This is a genomic window from Planococcus sp. YIM B11945 (assembly GCF_050864155.1).
GTDB lineage: Bacteria > Bacillota > Bacilli > Bacillales_A > Planococcaceae > Planococcus.
Genome location: NZ_JBOZWR010000002.1, coordinates 85192 through 100821 on the forward strand (window position 1 = coordinate 85192; position 15630 = coordinate 100821).

Annotated in this window: 13 protein-coding genes; 2 read left to right on the top strand and 11 right to left on the bottom strand. The window is 45.9% G+C overall.

Annotated features, from left to right (window positions below; all coding sequences use genetic code 11):
* Positions 1 to 123: 123 nt before the first annotated feature.
* Genes ACRRQV_RS04015 through ACRRQV_RS04025 form a run of 3 tightly spaced genes read right to left on the bottom strand, consistent with a single transcriptional unit; the run spans position 124 to position 4010 of the window.
* The gene (locus tag ACRRQV_RS04015) at positions 124 to 1344 is read right to left on the bottom strand and encodes a ribonuclease H-like domain-containing protein (protein WP_432527927.1); all 1221 of its coding nucleotides are present in this window, start codon (positions 1342 to 1344) and stop codon (positions 124 to 126) included.
* Between the two features lie 33 nt (positions 1345 to 1377).
* Positions 1378 to 3648, bottom strand: a complete 2271-nt coding sequence (locus ACRRQV_RS04020; protein WP_432527929.1) for a DEAD/DEAH box helicase — start codon at positions 3646 to 3648, stop codon at positions 1378 to 1380.
* Positions 3645 to 4010, bottom strand: coding sequence for a YppE family protein (locus ACRRQV_RS04025; RefSeq protein ID WP_432527931.1), 366 nt, complete (start codon positions 4008 to 4010; stop codon positions 3645 to 3647). The genes ACRRQV_RS04020 and ACRRQV_RS04025 overlap by 4 nt, the downstream gene beginning before the upstream one ends.
* A 189-nt stretch (positions 4011 to 4199) precedes the next feature.
* Between ACRRQV_RS04025 and recU the strand changes: the two genes are divergently transcribed.
* Both recU and ACRRQV_RS04035 read left to right on the top strand, forming a co-directional pair.
* Positions 4200 to 4796 carry a Holliday junction resolvase RecU gene (gene recU / locus ACRRQV_RS04030; protein ID WP_432527933.1) on the top strand — a complete coding sequence of 199 codons (597 nt, stop codon included), beginning with the start codon at positions 4200 to 4202 and terminating at the stop codon, positions 4794 to 4796.
* 33 nt (positions 4797 to 4829) lie between these two features.
* Positions 4830 to 7568, top strand: a complete 2739-nt coding sequence (locus ACRRQV_RS04035) for a PBP1A family penicillin-binding protein (protein ID WP_432527935.1) — start codon at positions 4830 to 4832, stop codon at positions 7566 to 7568.
* Positions 7569 to 7655: 87 nt separating this feature from the next.
* Here the strand turns inward: ACRRQV_RS04035 and ACRRQV_RS04040 are convergent, their stop codons facing one another.
* From ACRRQV_RS04040 to dinG, 8 genes are all read right to left on the bottom strand, one after another.
* Entirely contained in the window at positions 7656 to 7991 is a 336-nt protein-coding gene (locus ACRRQV_RS04040; RefSeq protein ID WP_432527937.1) for a YpoC family protein, read from the bottom strand.
* Positions 7966 to 8646 carry an endonuclease III gene (gene nth / locus ACRRQV_RS04045; RefSeq protein WP_432527939.1) on the bottom strand — a complete coding sequence of 227 codons (681 nt, stop codon included), beginning with the start codon at positions 8644 to 8646 and terminating at the stop codon, positions 7966 to 7968. Before nth ends, ACRRQV_RS04040 begins: the two co-directional genes overlap by 26 nt.
* A 12-nt stretch (positions 8647 to 8658) precedes the next feature.
* On the bottom strand, positions 8659 to 9360 hold the full coding sequence (locus ACRRQV_RS04050) for a DnaD domain-containing protein (RefSeq protein WP_432527941.1): 702 nt from the start codon (positions 9358 to 9360) through the stop codon (positions 8659 to 8661).
* A 151-nt stretch (positions 9361 to 9511) separates the two neighbouring features.
* Positions 9512 to 10807 (bottom strand): asparagine--tRNA ligase, encoded by a 1296-nt coding sequence (gene asnS, locus ACRRQV_RS04055; protein WP_432527943.1) that lies wholly within the window; start codon positions 10805 to 10807, stop codon positions 9512 to 9514.
* 26 nt (positions 10808 to 10833) lie between these two features.
* A complete protein-coding gene (locus ACRRQV_RS04060) occupies positions 10834 to 12021 on the bottom strand; it encodes a pyridoxal phosphate-dependent aminotransferase (protein WP_432527945.1) in 1188 nt (395 codons plus the stop codon).
* A 16-nt stretch (positions 12022 to 12037) separates the two neighbouring features.
* On the bottom strand, positions 12038 to 12514 hold the full coding sequence (locus ACRRQV_RS04065; RefSeq protein WP_432527947.1) for a DUF5590 domain-containing protein: 477 nt from the start codon (positions 12512 to 12514) through the stop codon (positions 12038 to 12040).
* A gap of 8 nt (positions 12515 to 12522) precedes the next feature.
* A complete protein-coding gene (locus ACRRQV_RS04070) occupies positions 12523 to 12693 on the bottom strand; it encodes a YpmA family protein (RefSeq protein WP_432527949.1) in 171 nt (56 codons plus the stop codon).
* A gap of 91 nt (positions 12694 to 12784) precedes the next feature.
* A complete protein-coding gene (dinG, locus tag ACRRQV_RS04075; protein ID WP_432527951.1) occupies positions 12785 to 15544 on the bottom strand; it encodes an ATP-dependent DNA helicase DinG in 2760 nt (919 codons plus the stop codon).
* Positions 15545 to 15630 lie beyond the last annotated feature (86 nt).

Sequence of the window (15630 nt, forward strand, 5' to 3'; positions counted from 1 at the left end):
CTAAGCAGGAATTCTTCACCTGCTGATTGTAAGTTGAACCATTCAAAATTAGTAAATTTTGAGCCCTAGCTCAGAATAAAACCTGTCTTACGCTAAGTATAGCATAAGGCAGGTTTTACATGTCTATAACTTCTCAGGTTCGGGACGTTTTTTTCTCTTCTTTTCTTCTAACCGCAACAAGCGTTTCTGGATATCTTGAACTAATGAGGGGCGGACCTTCGTGTGTTCGCTTGCTTCTTTCGCAAAACCGGCCATTATAATTGCTTGGTCTAAATTGCCCAGTTGGTGTTCATACAGTTTTGCTGCATGGACCCATGCCTCTACTTCAACAGTACCGCGCAAATGTGGCGCGGCTTCTTTAAAGAGCTTTACTGCTTCCTCAAAGTGGCCGCTCCGCTTTTTCTGGATTGCCAGAAAATACCTGGCGAGCGCCGATTGTGCCCCCCGCTCTTCCGTCACCAGTTCCAAGTAAACTGCGCTTTGGTCAAACTGCTTTAAATCCGCGTACCATTTTCCGATATTCGTATACGCTCCGCTCGTTTCCGACACAAAGTCTTCCATTAATAAATCCGAAGACAGCACATAAAGCGAAACGAGCGACAAAATATCGAGCTCATTATGATACAGTACTTTTTCCAGCGCTTCTGGAAAGCCGCTTTTGACAGCATCCAAATAAATGGCGGGAATCAAATAGCCCGGAACATCGCCTTCCCGCACAAACCCCAATTTTTCTTCTTCAATGGTGCTCAGCTTCATGCGCTCGAGCTCATTTTTCCAAATGCGCTTCGTTCCATGGAACAAATCGATTTGACGGGGAACCGGAAGCTTTGGCAATAAATGGCGGTGCATCGTCCATCGAGACGTGAGCTGCGGCCAGTCAAAACTTTTGCCGTTATACGAAAAAATGATTGGGTCTTCTTCCCGCCATAACCCTGTCTCATATAAAAAAGCCGCTTCGTTCGAAGGATCCGGCATGATGTATTGAATCATTTCAAAGTGATCCTCTTTTCGCGTTAGCAAACCGGCTAAAAAGATATACGCTCCTGTGCCGCTAAGTCCCGTCGTCTCAGTATCAAAAAAGACAATCGGATCAGCGGGGCTTAATTTAAACGGATGGTCGAACGCCACATTGCCCCAGGATTTTAGCACACGGTCCATTTCTTCAAGCTTCACTTTGCCATGCTGCGTATCTAGTGGATAGCGGATTTTTTTTTGGAAGACAAAGCCATATTTATTTTCGATGAGCTCAAGCCCGATTTTCTTCCATTCGGCTTCATGAACCGGCCGTTCAATGGCTTTCGGTTTTTGCTTTTTGCCCGGTTCTTTTTTTAATAAGCCTTTCATCTGGAGAAGCTTGCTCTCAAACGACATATGCGTTCACCTCTCTTTGCGCAGCTCGTCGAGCAAATGGATAACTTGGTCTTTCATGCTGATGGCTGCGTCTTGTGCACCGATGCACGACGGACAGCCGTCCATGCATGGACATTCCGAAACGTGCTGATGCGCTTTATCAAGCAGCGGCTGCCACAAATCGTATATCCGTTCAGAAATCCCAATGCCTCCCGGGTAAGAGTCGTGGATGAAAAACGATGGCATGTCATTGTGCGGCGATTTCACTTGCGGCACGACGTGGACGTCCCGGCGGTCGCTTTGCACAAAAATCGGTATAAATGATTCCAGTGCATACGCTGCCCCGGTCATCGTGTCCGAAAGCTCGGACTCGCTAAAGCCGTTGGGGCGTTCAAAACTGAGCCAAGTCGACGATGTGTGAAGTTCTTCTGCCGGCAACGAGATTGGCCCCGAACCGATGTTGTCATGGGAATCAAAACGAATTTTCTTGAAAATGGTCGGCATCGCCAATACCGCGATGTCGCCAAATTGAACATTGGAATCGTGCAATTTTTTCGTTTTGTCTTCGCTCATCACTTTCAGCTCGATTGCCAAATTGGCATCGGTGAAATAATCGACATCCACTTCTGTGACGTACGCCTTCTTTTCTTCCCAGTCGAGGATTTCCACTTGGAATTGCGTCCCTTGATGAAGATAGATCGCTTCTTCATGAAGCAGCGTCATGGCGCTAAAGCGGTCCATTTCCCCAATCACTTTCGTATCTGCTGGAACCGATTGGTCGATGATGACGACGTTTTCTTGCGACGCAGAACGCAGTGAAATGTCGTGCGCCGGAAAACGGTCGCTCATCCAATGCCACCGGTCCGAAGTCCGGACAAGAACCCCTTCATCCGCCAAGTACTCAAGAAGTTCCTGCACGTCAAATTCGCCGTACTGGTCATCAATTGCGAAAGGAAGTTCAAACGAAGCACATTTCAAATGATCCATTAAGATAATGATGTTTTCCGGATGGATGCGCGCTTCTTCCGGCGATTGGTCAAGCAAATATTCCGGGTGGTTGATGATATACTGATCTAATGCCGTCGATTGGGCAACATAGACGACGAGCGATTCGTCCTGCCGTCTGCCGGCTCGACCCGCCTGCTGCCATGCACTGGCAATATTGCCGGGATAGCCGGTCATGATGCAAGCCTGAAGCTGGCCAATATCGACGCCAAGCTCCAATGCATTGGTCGAAACGACACACTGGATCGTGCCATCTCTCAAGCCTTTTTCAATCGCCCGGCGTTCCGTCGGCAAATAGCCGCCGCGGTAGCCCTTGATCGATTCGTCCTGCAGTTTCATTTTCGTGATCGCCTGCAAATAGGTCACTAGCATTTCGACTCGGACACGGCTTTTTGCAAAGACGATCGTTTGAATTCCTTGTTTGATCAAATGGGTCGCAAGGTCGCGCACCTCGAGTATGGCGCTTCTTCGTACGCCAAATGTTGGATGGATGATTGGCGGGTTGTAAAAGACGATGTGTTTTTTGCCGCTCGGCGCTCCGTTCTGATCAATAAGCATGTGATCCGTATTTGTCAGCTTTTCCGCCAATTCTTTCGGATTGGCAATCGTTGCCGATGTGCAAATAAAGATCGGATTACTGCCGTAAAATTCACAGATCCGCTTGAGACGGCGAATCACGTGGCTGACATGCGTTCCAAATACCCCTTTATAAGTGTGCAATTCGTCGATGACTATATAATGAAGATTTTCGAAAAGCGAGACCCACTTCGTATGATGCGGCAATATGGCAGAATGCAGCATGTCAGGGTTGGTCATAACGATTTGTCCGGCTTTTCTCACTTTAGTGCGAATGGCCGGAGACGTGTCGCCATCATACGTATACGACAAGATATCTTTTTCCGTTTTTTCGATCAAGTCGTGAAGATCGCTTTTTTGATCTTGTGCCAGCGCTTTTGTCGGGAACAAATACAAAGCTCTAGCGTTAGGATCATTGAATATTTTTTGCAGCACCGGCAAGTGATAGCAATACGATTTGCCGGATGCAGTCGGCGTCACGGCCGTGAATGATTTATTTTCTTTCGCCAAATCAAATGCTTGGCGCTGGTGCGTGTATAATTTGTCAACGCCTTTTTTCCGCAGCGCCGCTTTTAAGCTGTCGTGCATTTCCGGTGGGAATTCCGCGTACTTGGCCGGTTTTTCTTTCATCGTGTGCCAGTGGACAATCCGCTCCATCATATCCGGTTCGGTTTTCCATTCGTTCATTAACTCCGGCAGGGATTTGCGTTTGATCATGGCATCTCGCTCTTTTCATCAATAGCATGGATAAACGTCTGAAGCGTATATTGCGCCGCTTGGATCGTTTGGATAAATCGTTTTTTGCTCGTTTCTTTATAAAAGCTTTGCACAAAAAATTGCGCCATGCCTTCTGCCGCGTTATCAATTTGCGGTTTGTGTACATGTTTGGGCCGCTCTTTCTGAATATATAAAAGTGACTGCTTTTGCCACTCGTTTATTTGTTCGTGCCAGTAATCGGCATATGGTTTTACATCTTGATAAAAATCCGGAACCGCGTCGCGCTCACGCATCTCATAAAAACGGTCCAGGCATTTTCCGCATTCATCGTATAACACGGAAGAGAGTTCTCGTACTGTCATTATTAACCCCTCCATTGCCCTAAGTTTATCATATTCGCATATCGGAGACGAACTTAATCGAACAGACATTCTTTTCATTTGGAAATAATCGCGTCTTCCGCTATCATTAGTCTAGAGTTTTTGAAACTTTTGACACACGGACATCGTCTAAATGCGTATGATATGATTGAATAAGCGAGGTGTATCGCCATGACGATCAATTATCCGAACGGGAAAAAATTCATCCCGTCAGCCATTCAGCCTTCCTCAAAAAAGAAAAAGGATTTTTCTTTCAGCAATCGGGGTAAAACATTAGAGGATGAGTTGAATGAAACCAATGAGTATTATTTGCAGCGGGGCCTTGCCGTAGTCCATAAAAAACCTGTCCCTCTGCAAATTGTCAAAGTCGAATACCCTTCTCGCAGCGCAGCGGTGATTCGCGAAGCTTATTTCAGAAGCCCTTCCACTACGGACTATAACGGCGTATGGAATGGAAAATACATTGATTTTGAAGCGAAAGAAACGGAAAACAAAACGTCCTTTCCTTTGAAAAATATTCACGAACACCAAATCCATCATATGTCGCAAGTTGTAAAGCAAAACGGCATGGCGTTTCTGATCATTCGTTTCTCGTCTTTACAGCGCTATTTTGTCATGCGCTTTGAATCTTTGGAATTTTTTTGGGACCGAATGCTTGCCGGAGAGCGAAAATCGATTACGCTGCAGGAAATCGAAGAAAACGCGTTTGAAATTAAATCCGGAGCTTTCCCGCCCATTGACTATCTCTCCATCCTGCAACAGCTTTAACCGAGTCATATTTATGAAAGTGAGGAACCGATTGTGAGCGAGAAACCGATGTCGCGCGAACAGCGCAGAAAAGCAATCGAACAACAAAAGAAAACAGGCAAGAAAAAACAGAAGAAATCTTCAGGGGGATCATGGATTAAACGCATTTTCCTGACCCTGGTATTGATAGGAGTCATAGGATTTGTTTTCGGTGCAGGATTGTTCGCTTATTACGCTAGCAGTTCTCCCGATTTGGATGAAGAATTGCTGAGGGATCCGATCAGCCCTACGATTTTAGCAGCTGATGGCAAAACCGAGATTCCTTATATGACTTCCGAAAAACGGGAATATACAAACTACGAGGACATTCCAAAAAATATGGAAAATGCTATTTTGGCAACCGAAGACAATCGGTTCTACCAGCATTCGGGCATTGACTTGATCCGTTTAGGCGGAGCAGTCATTGCGAATGTCACAGGCGGCTTCGGATCTCAAGGTGCCAGTACAATCACACAGCAAGTCATCAAAAACTCATTTCTTTCCAACGACAAGACCTTAAAGCGAAAAGCACAGGAAGCTTACCTTGCCTACCAGCTTGAACAGGAATATACAAAAGAAGAAATTTTTGAAATGTATTTCAACAAAGTCTTGATGTCAGGAAGCATTTACGGATTTGGCACGGCTGCCGAACATTTTTATGGCAAGCCTCTTGGCGAATTGGAATTGCATGAAGCGGCTTTATTGGCAGGAATGCCTCAAAGCCCGAACAATTACAATCCATTTAAACATCCCGAAGCGGCAGAAAAGCGGCGCAACATCGTGTTAAGTTTAATGGAGCAGCACGGAAAAATTACAACTGCCCAAAAAGAAGAAGCGCAGGCGGCTTCCGCAACAGACGGGCTGTTGAAAGAAGAAGAACGCCCGAAAACGGCGAACGGCGAATACACGGCCTTCATGGAAATGATGGAAGATGAACTTCAATCCCTTGACGGCAATTATGCCCTTGACGAAGGCTTAACCATTTACACCACTTTGGATCCTGGTGTTCAAAAAGCTGTCAACGAAGCCATGTCTTCTGATTTGTTCTTTGATGATGAAGTGGAATCGGCTATGACGGTCGTGGACACAAAAACTGGCGGCATCCGAGCAATTGGCGCTGCCCGCGACTATAGCGGCGATGTCCGAGTCAATTATGCGACGTCACGCGATCGGGTTGTCGGCTCTACAATCAAGCCGATCTTGGATTACGGTCCTGCGATCGAAAATTTAAACTGGTCGACCGGTCAAACACTGGTAGATGAACCATATTCTTATGAAGATGGGCAAGAAGTGCGAAATGTCGACGGCAGGTTCATGGGTGCTCTTACAATGCGCGAAGCGCTATATCGTTCACGCAACATCCCTGCTGTTAAAGCTTTGCAAGAAGTCGGCACGGAAGCGGCTTCTGATTTTACACAGAAATTAGGTTTGGACTTAGGCGACATTTACGAGTCTGCCGCACTCGGAACTCCCGAGAAAAATATGACGACAGTCGAAATGGCAGGCGCTTATGCCGCATTCGGCAATGAAGGTGTCTTTACGAAACCACATACCATCACGAAAATTGTGTTCCGCGACGGTTCTACTGAACAAGTCGTAAAACCGGAACCGGTCCAAGCGATGAAAGACAGCACAGCTTATATGATTACGGATATCTTGCGCGACGTAGTGGATCCTTCGATTGCAGGTGGGTCTGGGAAAGCAGCAAATGTCAGCGGATTGGATTTGGCAGGCAAAACCGGAACATCCAACTATTCATCAAAAGATTTAAATGCTTTCGGTTTAGATTCTTCCTCCGCACCTGATGTTTGGTTTGCGGGATACACGACTGAATTTTCAATTTCTGTGTGGAGCGGCTACCCTAGCGTCAAAACAGGAATTGATACGGCTTCAGACGAACGGTTATTGTCACAGCGTTTATTCAACAACGTCATGACCGAAATTTCGGCTGGCGTTGAAAACGAAGGCTTCACACAACCGGATTCAGTAGTTGAGCGGACAGTTGAAGTTGGGTCCTCCCCTCTTAAACTGGCGAGCGATTTTACGCCGTCCAGTTTGAAACGGACTGAGTTGTTTGTGCGTGGTGCAGAACCGACGAAGATCTCAGAAAAATTTGTCCAAGAAGACTTGAACTCCCCTTCAGGATTACGGGCAAAAGTTGAAGGGCAAGCAGCCTCTTTGACTTGGTCTTATAATGGAGACCAAGACGGCGTCGCTTTTGAAGTCGCAGTCAATGGCAATGCAGTGACGACGACAAGCGACACCGGCTATACGTTCAATGGCCTAGAAGAAGGAGAAACGTATAGATTTACGGTCACAGCCGTTACAGACGACCAACGGAGCGATCCGGCGTCGGTTACTGTAGAGCTTGCTGTAAGCGAAGAACCGGTTGTTCCTGAAGAACCGGTTGTAGAGCCAGAAGAGCCAGATACCACTGAAGAAGAAACACCTCCACCAGCTGATGAGGGCGAAGGCACTGGAAACGATGATGGAAACAACAACGGTGAAGGTGAAGGCAACGACCAAGGCAATGAAGACGGTCAAGGCCAAGGCAACGGAAATGGCCAAGGCAATGGAAATGGCCAAGGCAATGGAAACGGCCAAGGAAACGGTAATGGAAACGGTAACGGTAACGGTAATGGAAACAGCGGAGATAATGGCGGAGAAAACGAAGATGAGCCGGATGAAGACGAAGCTGATGAAAATGAACCGGATGAAAATGAAGGCGGCGAAAACGGCGGAGGAGGCAATTAAAAAGGGACATTACGTCCCTCTCTTCTTTTTTGTGCCAGCAAAAAACCCCTTTAGAGCGGAATTCCGCTCTAAAGGGGTTTTTCTATGTTAATCCAGCCGTTTCAGCTGAACGCGTTTCGCTGCAATGATTTTTTTCATTTCGGAAAACAATTCGTTGAGCTGACGGTATGCTGCAAAGTTGCCAGCACGAGAAACGATGAACGCAAAGCGTTCCTCTCCATTGAGCGGCATGAGTTTCTTGCCCTGTAAAACATCTGTGCATTGCAGCAGCAATTTCTGGTAAAGAAGAATCCCGTCCTTCATCCGTTCAGTTACTCGTTTGTCTTTTCGCTTATGCATGTCTGAAATTTCTTCAGATAGCATCTGCCATTCAAGAAAAAATGGGTCGACGTGTTCTTTAGTTAACTTCTGTGACAATTTCACGATGGACAAGTCCTTTTTTGTCGCGTTTTTTCCCTTCTCTGCACCGATCAAAAAGCGGACAGATATGGCAAGCGGGATTTTGTGATTTGCAATGATAACGCCCAAAGAAAATGATTTGATGATGGGTTTTTGACCAGTCTTCTGCCGGTGTTTTTTTCATAATCGTTTCTTCTACTTGGAGAGGCACGTCTTTCCAGCGATTTAAACCTAGCCGTTTTGCGACCCGTTCTACATGCGTATCAACTGCAAGTGCTGGAATGCCGAACGCGACCGATACAACCACATTCGCCGTTTTTCGCCCAACTCCTGGCAGCGTCATCAACAAATCCCGATCTGCAGGCACCTGGCTCTCATAATCAGTAATCAAAATGTGGCTGAGCGCTTGAATATTTTTGGCTTTATTGCGAAATAAGCCAATCGATCGAATGTCTTGTTCCAGTTCTTCTAGCGGCACAGAGATGTAATCTTCCGGCGTCATGTATTTTTGAAACAGTGTTGCAGTTACCCGATTGACCAATTTATCCGTACATTGTGCAGATAACAATGTCGCAATCAACAAATCAAATGGATTGCGGTGGACAAGTTCACAATGGGCATCCGGAAACATTAGGTTCATTTCATCAAGGCACTCATGCCATTCTTTTTTGCTCATCAAAGCTATCACCTTCTAATTGCGGTCTTCCAGCCAATTGTAAAACTGAACTTTTTTCGCTGAATTTCCAGCAGGCTGAATCCGGATATTTTTCTCACGAAACGAAGTCGCATGTTTAGACACTTCGTTTTTTGTTTTGATGTTTTTCTTCTTCCATTCAAACAAAATGCGATCCACGTAGCGCAAACTGATTTTTTGGGAAATAACCGCTTCTTTAAGCGCCATGCGAATGATTGCGGGCGTATGGCCATCTTGGTCCATCCACATGGATATGGTTTCTATTTCCATCGGCGATAAAAAGCGACCGAATTCTTGTTCAAACAACTGAAAAATTTCTCCTTCCAGCTGCTTTTGGACATTTTCTTTTGCTGAGTGCTGTTCTTTGTAAACGCAGTCCAACAACCGATCCCATAAAGGTTGAAGTGAAATGCGTTCGATCAATACATCTTTTTCGCTTTCCTGGTCAATGGCAATATAGCCTTGCTGCATCAATTTTTGCAGCATGGTCGTCACTGCCATTTGTGAAGTTGACATGCGGGAACCAATTTCGTCAGGTGTAGGAAAGTGGTTTCCTTGTTGCTGAAAAGCGAGCACGTGCATTAGCAGCATCGCTTCTTCGTCTGTGATTTTCAGTTCCTTGTAAAACTGAAAAAAAAGCTGGGAAATGTTCACATTTCCCTGCTCGATCCAAGTTTGCAGTCGATTCGGCTGTTGCATATCCCAACCACCTTTCTATTCTTTTATCTTAGAGAAACCTGTTTCTCCGGTGTATAAATTAAACTCTACATCATTGGTTAAATAGCGGGAAAGACTTCCGCTTGCTATCCGCGGAACTCCTTCCCTTTTATTGCTCAAAATTAAACTAAGATTAAGGGTATAACCGGTTTAATAAACGCGGGAATGGAATAGATTCGCGTACATGCTCTGCACCGCTGATCCAAGCCACTGTCCGTTCCAAGCCAAGTCCAAATCCAGAATGAGGGACTGCGCCGTATTTGCTGAGTTCCAAATACCAAGCGTAGGCATTTTCATCCAAATTGTGCTCGTTGATACGTTGTTTCATCAAGTCGTAATCGTAAATCCGTTCTGAACCGCCAATGATTTCTCCATACCCTTCAGGTGCAATCAAATCAGCGCACAAGACAACGTCATCGCGCTCTGGATGCGGCTGCATGTAGAACGGTTTGATGCCGATCGGGTAATTAACGATAAAAACAGGCATGTCATGGTTTTCAGCAATCGCCGTTTCATGTGGAGCTCCGAAATCATCGCCCCATTTGATGTCGTCAAAGCCGTTATCGTTCAACCATTTGATCGCTTCATCGTATGTGATGCGCGGGAAAGGCGCTTTTATTTTTTCAAGTTTCGATACATCGCGGCCTAAGCGTTCCAAATCCAATTTGCAGTTTTTCAAGACCGATTGCACGATATGAGAAACGAATTGTTCTTGGACTTCCAGGCTTTCTTCATGTTCAGTGAAGGCCATTTCCGGCTCGATCATCCAAAATTCGATCAAGTGGCGGCGCGTTTTTGATTTTTCGGCACGGAATGTCGGTCCGAATGAAAACACTTTTCCAAGAGCCATCGCAGCCGCTTCCATGTAAAGCTGGCCGGATTGGGAAAGAAATGCATCTTCATCAAAGTATTTTGTCGCAAACAATTCGGATGTTCCTTCAGGAGCAGAACCTGTCAAAATCGGCGGATCCACTTTGACAAATCCATTTTCATTGAAAAACTCATAAGTCGAGCGAATGATTTCGTTGCGGACTTTCATAATGGCGTGCTGTTTGCGTGAACGCAGCCACAAGTGGCGGTTGTCCATCAAAAATTCTGTGCCATGCTCTTTCGGCGTAATGGGAAAATCTACTGCTTCGTGCAGCACTTCAATGCCAGTTACTGCAAGTTCGTAGCCGAACGTTGAGCGTGAATCTTCTTTGACTTCTCCCGTTACGTAAAGCGATGTTTCTTGTGTCAGCCCTTTTGCCGTTGCAAACAGTTCTTCCCCTACTTCCGCTTTCACTACGACGCCTTGCACAAAACCTGTGCCGTCCCGCAATTGCAGAAATGCGATTTTTCCGCTTGAGCGTTTATTCGCAACCCAAGCGCCTAATTTAATTGTTTGTCCGTTGTATTTAGCCATTTCGGCAATTGTGATTTTCTTCATACTAGCCTCCAAGAAATTTTCTCTCTTTATTCTTTCCATTTAGAAATAACAAATTGATCAATGCGTGTTACTGCTTCCGTCAACGCTTCTTGAGAAGTCGCATACGATAAGCGAATCGTTGCAGGCGACCCGAAACCAGAACCCGGAATCACTGCTACATTCGCTTCCGTCAATAACGCCGTCGCAAAATCATCCACTGAAGCAAAACCTGTTTTTTCAGCCGCTTCTGTTACGTCCGGCAACAAGTAAAAAGCCCCTTGCGGACGAATCACTTTAAAACCTGGAATCGCTGCAACTTTTGGGAAAATTGCTTCCAAACGGCTTTCAAACGCTTGGCGCATTTCTTCTACAGCGTCTTGCGGCCCATTGTATGCTTCAATTGCGGCATATTGGGAAGTGGTTGTTGGATTGGATGTGGAATGGCTTGCTAAATCGGTCATGGCCTTGATAATCTCGGCGTTGCCCGCGGCATAGCCGATTCGCCAGCCGGTCATCGAATGGGATTTAGAAACGCCGTTGATGACAATGGTCCGGTTTTTCGCATCATCCGATAATTCGGCAATTGAAACGTGCTTGGATTCACCGTAAATCAGTTTTTCATAAATTTCGTCAGAAACGATCAAAATGTCGGATTCCCGGCAAACTTCCGCCAATTCCTGAAGTTCTTCTTTTGAATAAAGCATGCCCGTCGGATTGCTCGGAGAATTGATGATGACCGCTTTAGTCCGGTCAGTAATAGCTGATTTTAATTGTTCAGCGGTGATTTTATACTGTTGGCTAGCTGTCGCTTCTATGTATACCGGCACCCCTTGCGCTAACTTGACTTGCTCCGGATAGCTGACCCAGTATGGAATCGGGATGATGACTTCATCGCCTTCATTCAGCAGTACTTGGAAAAGCGTATACAATACATGTTTAGCGCCAATGCCGACCATGATTTCTTTTGGTTCGTATGCCAAATGTTGGTCCCGCTGCAATTTATCGATAATCGCTTTTTTCAAAGCAGGCAATCCGCCAGAAGGCGTGTATTTCGTCTTGCCTTCTTGCATCGACCGATAAGCTGCCGCTAAGATATTTTCAGGTGTATTGTAATCCGGCTCGCCTGCACCCAATCCAATAACATCAACTCCTGAAGCTTTCAATTCGTTCGCTTTGGCCGTAATTGCCAAAGTTGTAGAAGGTGTCAATGTCTGTACACGTTGTGCTAAATTCATCAATTATTCAACCCTTTCACAAATTCAAGATGCGCTTCCACCACTTGCCGTCTTCGGCCATTACATACACATAGTTCAATCGGTCTTCTTTGTTGACGAAAGCCACTTCCCAAACCGGCCCTTCACTTTCCAACCCAAGTTTTGTATGAAGAATTTCCTTTACGTCCATTTCTTCAAGCGCGATTTGGCGTGCTTCTTTTGCAGTCACTTTGCCCTCAAGGTTCAAAACTTCCATTTCGCCTTTGCCCGCAGGCACAAATACGGCTTTCAGCTTGCCTTTGCTGTCGCTTCCGATGATCGTTACTGACGTCGTTTCGTTCATATAAACATAAGCCCGGTCAACTTCTTCCAGCAGCTTTTCGCTTTCTACTCGTTTGATTGCTTGTTTTTCTGTGTCCGAATAGGGTTTATTGCCAAAAATAATGGTAATCAACAGCAAACTGACAAACAGAAAAGAAAGAAATCCCACAATAAATGTAATCCATTGTTTCATCTTATCACCTAAGTCTTATAAATTGTGAAGATCGCCTTGGTCGGATCTTCTTTATCGAGCGCCAAGCCGAACATCAAATTATTGTGTTTTAATGTGCGGTTCAACGCGTCCACCACTTTATATAAATCCGTTTGATACGTGACGTTTACGGTTGTGAGCACTTCAATTTTGGATTCCATTTGTGCGACCTTCCTTTCAGCTTTTCCACTTCCATGGCATTTCGGCTTGCGTTAATCCGAATAGATTTTTGTCCTATTGCCTGTTTCATTTTCATTGCTTATTATACCAATGTTCAATATCGGTTACCATCTTTTCCAAAGACACTTTTGAGACTTTCACTTTCGGCAAGGCATTGATAAATTCTTGTCCGTACGATTTGGTTTCAATTCTCCGGTCCAGCACAATAAATAACCCTTTGTCTTGTTTCGAACGGATCAAGCGCCCAAAGCCTTGGCGCAGGCGCAGCACAGCTTCCGGCAGTGCGTAGTGCAGAAACGGATTGGTCCCGCCCCTTGAAATGACTTCTGAGCGCGCTTTAAAGATCGGCTCATCAGGCGAAGTAAATGGCAGCCGGACCACAACGACGGCGCGCAGGGCATCTCCTGGGACGTCTACGCCTTCCCAAAAGCTATTGGTGCCAAACAGCACGGATTTTTGAAAACGCTGGAACGATTTCAATAGTTTCATGCGGCTGCCGGAAGAAACGCCTTGGGCGAACAGCATATAATCTTCCAGTAAACCAGTGTCCTGAATCAAATCCACCGTTTTCCGGAGCATGTCTTGCGACGTGAATAGTACAAAACAGCGGCCTTCTGTAACGAGGACCGTTTGAACAACTGCATCTGCGACCGATTCAATGTAATCGCTTTGGGAAACTTGCTGGATATCCGGCATGTCGTCCACGATAAAGACGCGGGCTCCTTGGTAAAAATCTTGCGGCGGCTCGAATTTCGAAATTGCCACATTACTCGGAATGCCGAGCTGATTGACGATAAATCGTTCATTCGTCGGCACACTCATCGTTCCCGACAACCAAATGATTGCTTTGTTGCCGCGCGCTTGCCCGACTACATTTTCAACCAGCGAAGTGACTTCAAACGGTCGTTTGTAAAGAGACAAGCTGTTCGGCAGACTTCGTAAATCGCCTTCGATCCAACTCACTTCGTCCGCCAGCGGGAAAACGAAGATTTCGCTGAATTCCACCGATTTCAGCATCAACTCTTCCGTCCAATAGCGCCAATCCGCAATGACGATCCGTTCTTGAACGGATATTTCGGTCAGCCGCTCCGCTTTTTGCAAAACCAGCTGCGACAAATCGATCCATTCGTTTAAATAACGGAGCAATTCAAGAAAACGGTCTTTCTCAATGTCCAGCTCATTTAATAGCGACGAACATTTCTGGTAGCGGCTTTTCCGGAACTTCCCAATAAAACTGGCTGCCAAGACGGCGCTTGCTTCATCAAACAAGCGAGTGAACTTTTCGAACAATGCTTCAAGTTTGAGCAAGTCCGGGATGCTGGCAAACCCTGTGCGGTCCGCCGCTTCATAAAATTGTGCAAAAAGCTGTTGGTCGTCATACATGCCCAGTTGGCCGAAAATGTATTTCCACTGTGTATAGACAAACGTTTTTTCATGCTGCGAAACGGCAGCTTGCACCACTTGATGGGCTTCGTCCCAAATATAGGCTCCGACATTCGCCAACACTGAATGCGTAGCAGCCCGCTGATTCAACAAAAACGAATGGTTCGTCACAATGACATGAGCGTGTTTTGCTTGTTCAAGCGCCTGCTCATAATAATCAAAGCGTTTTTCTTCCCGTGTCAGCCTTCTTAAATGCGAACGGCGGATTTTATCGAGAATAAACTGCCCGCCGCTCGACGCGTTCAATTCGTTTAAATCTCCGGTTTCCGTGTTCGTGAGCCACACCAGCACCTGCATCAGTGTAAACGTTTCATCATAGGATTCGTCTTCGCCCTGCAGCAATTCTACAAACCGCGTCAAATCGATGTAATGGGCGAGCCCTTTGATTAACGCGATGCGCACTGGTGCGCCGATGACCCGCTCCGCGATTTTGCCTTCATTCAAAACCAATTGATCCTGCAAATGGGTCGTATACGTACTGATCGCCACTTGTTTTCCCGATTGAAACGCAAATTCGACTGCCGGCAATAAATACGCAATCGTCTTGCCCATCCCGGTGGATGCTTCAATCACCAATTCTTCATTATCAGTCAGGGCTTTTTGGATGGATTCCATCATGTCCAGTTGGCTTTGGCGGCGTTCAAAATTCGGAAAAGCCTGCACGAGCCGGTCTTCCCAATTGCCCGACAGAGTTTCCTCAGCTTCGCTTGGTGGTTCGGCTTTCCTGATTTTCAGTGGAACGCCGTTAAATCGATCAAACCGATCCGGTTGGGCATTCCGTTTTTTTTGCATTGCTTCAAACAGCAAGCGAGACAAATCGGATTTTAATTGAAAAGAGCGCCTATGGAGAAGCGCCAGCGTTTCGTAAGGAAGTTTCTCCATGTCTTCTTGGGCCAGTAAAAACAAATGGGCCGTCGCAAGTGCATCATCGTCTGCGCGATGTGCGCTGTTTAATGCAATGCCAAGCTCCGATGTAATGTCCTGAAGCTTGTAGCTGTACGAAGTCGGATACATCAAGCGTGCCAATTCCACCGTATCCATAGTCAAGCCCCGCCATTTTTGCATGCCGCTTCGCGTCAACTCTGACTGTAGAAACGGCAAATCGAAATTGGTGTTGTGCGCCACAAAAATGGCATCCTGCAATTTTTCAAAAATGGTTTCGGCATATGCCCCAAACGGCAATGCATGTTCCACGTCTGCATCCGTAATATTCGTCAAGTCCTGGATAAACATAGGAATTTTGCGTCCAGGATTTATAAATTGAGTGTATGTATCGACAATAACGCCATTTTCAATCGTCACTAATGCAAGTTGAATAATACGGTCAACTTTTGCAGGGGAGTGGCCCGTTGTTTCAATATCGACAACAACATATTTTTGCATATTCATCACAGTCCCTCTTTCTCAGGTGATTCTCTCTAGAAAATTGTAACATATTCAACCCCATTCCGCTTTTCCTGTCCGTGTCTAAAAAC

Bases quoted from the DNA above. Each gene is read 5' to 3' on its own strand.
- ACRRQV_RS04050 (WP_432527941.1), bottom strand. From the start codon at position 9,360: ATGCAACAGCCGAATCGACTGCAAACTTGGATCGAGCAGGGAAATGTG.
- ACRRQV_RS04025 (WP_432527931.1), bottom strand. From the start codon at position 4,010: ATGACAGTACGAGAACTCTCTTCCGTGTTATACGATGAATGCGGAAAA.
- recU (WP_432527933.1), top strand. From the start codon at position 4,200: ATGACGATCAATTATCCGAACGGGAAAAAATTCATCCCGTCAGCCATT.
- ACRRQV_RS04020 (WP_432527929.1), bottom strand. From the start codon at position 3,648: ATGATCAAACGCAAATCCCTGCCGGAGTTAATGAACGAATGGAAAACC.
- ACRRQV_RS04065 (WP_432527947.1), bottom strand. From the start codon at position 12,514: ATGAAACAATGGATTACATTTATTGTGGGATTTCTTTCTTTTCTGTTT.
- ACRRQV_RS04070 (WP_432527949.1), bottom strand. From the start codon at position 12,693: ATGGAATCCAAAATTGAAGTGCTCACAACCGTAAACGTCACGTATCAA.
- ACRRQV_RS04015 (WP_432527927.1), bottom strand. From the start codon at position 1,344: ATGAAAGGCTTATTAAAAAAAGAACCGGGCAAAAAGCAAAAACCGAAA.
- ACRRQV_RS04060 (WP_432527945.1), bottom strand. From the start codon at position 12,021: ATGAATTTAGCACAACGTGTACAGACATTGACACCTTCTACAACTTTG.
- asnS (WP_432527943.1), bottom strand. From the start codon at position 10,807: ATGAAGAAAATCACAATTGCCGAAATGGCTAAATACAACGGACAAACA.
- dinG (WP_432527951.1), bottom strand. From the start codon at position 15,544: ATGAATATGCAAAAATATGTTGTTGTCGATATTGAAACAACGGGCCAC.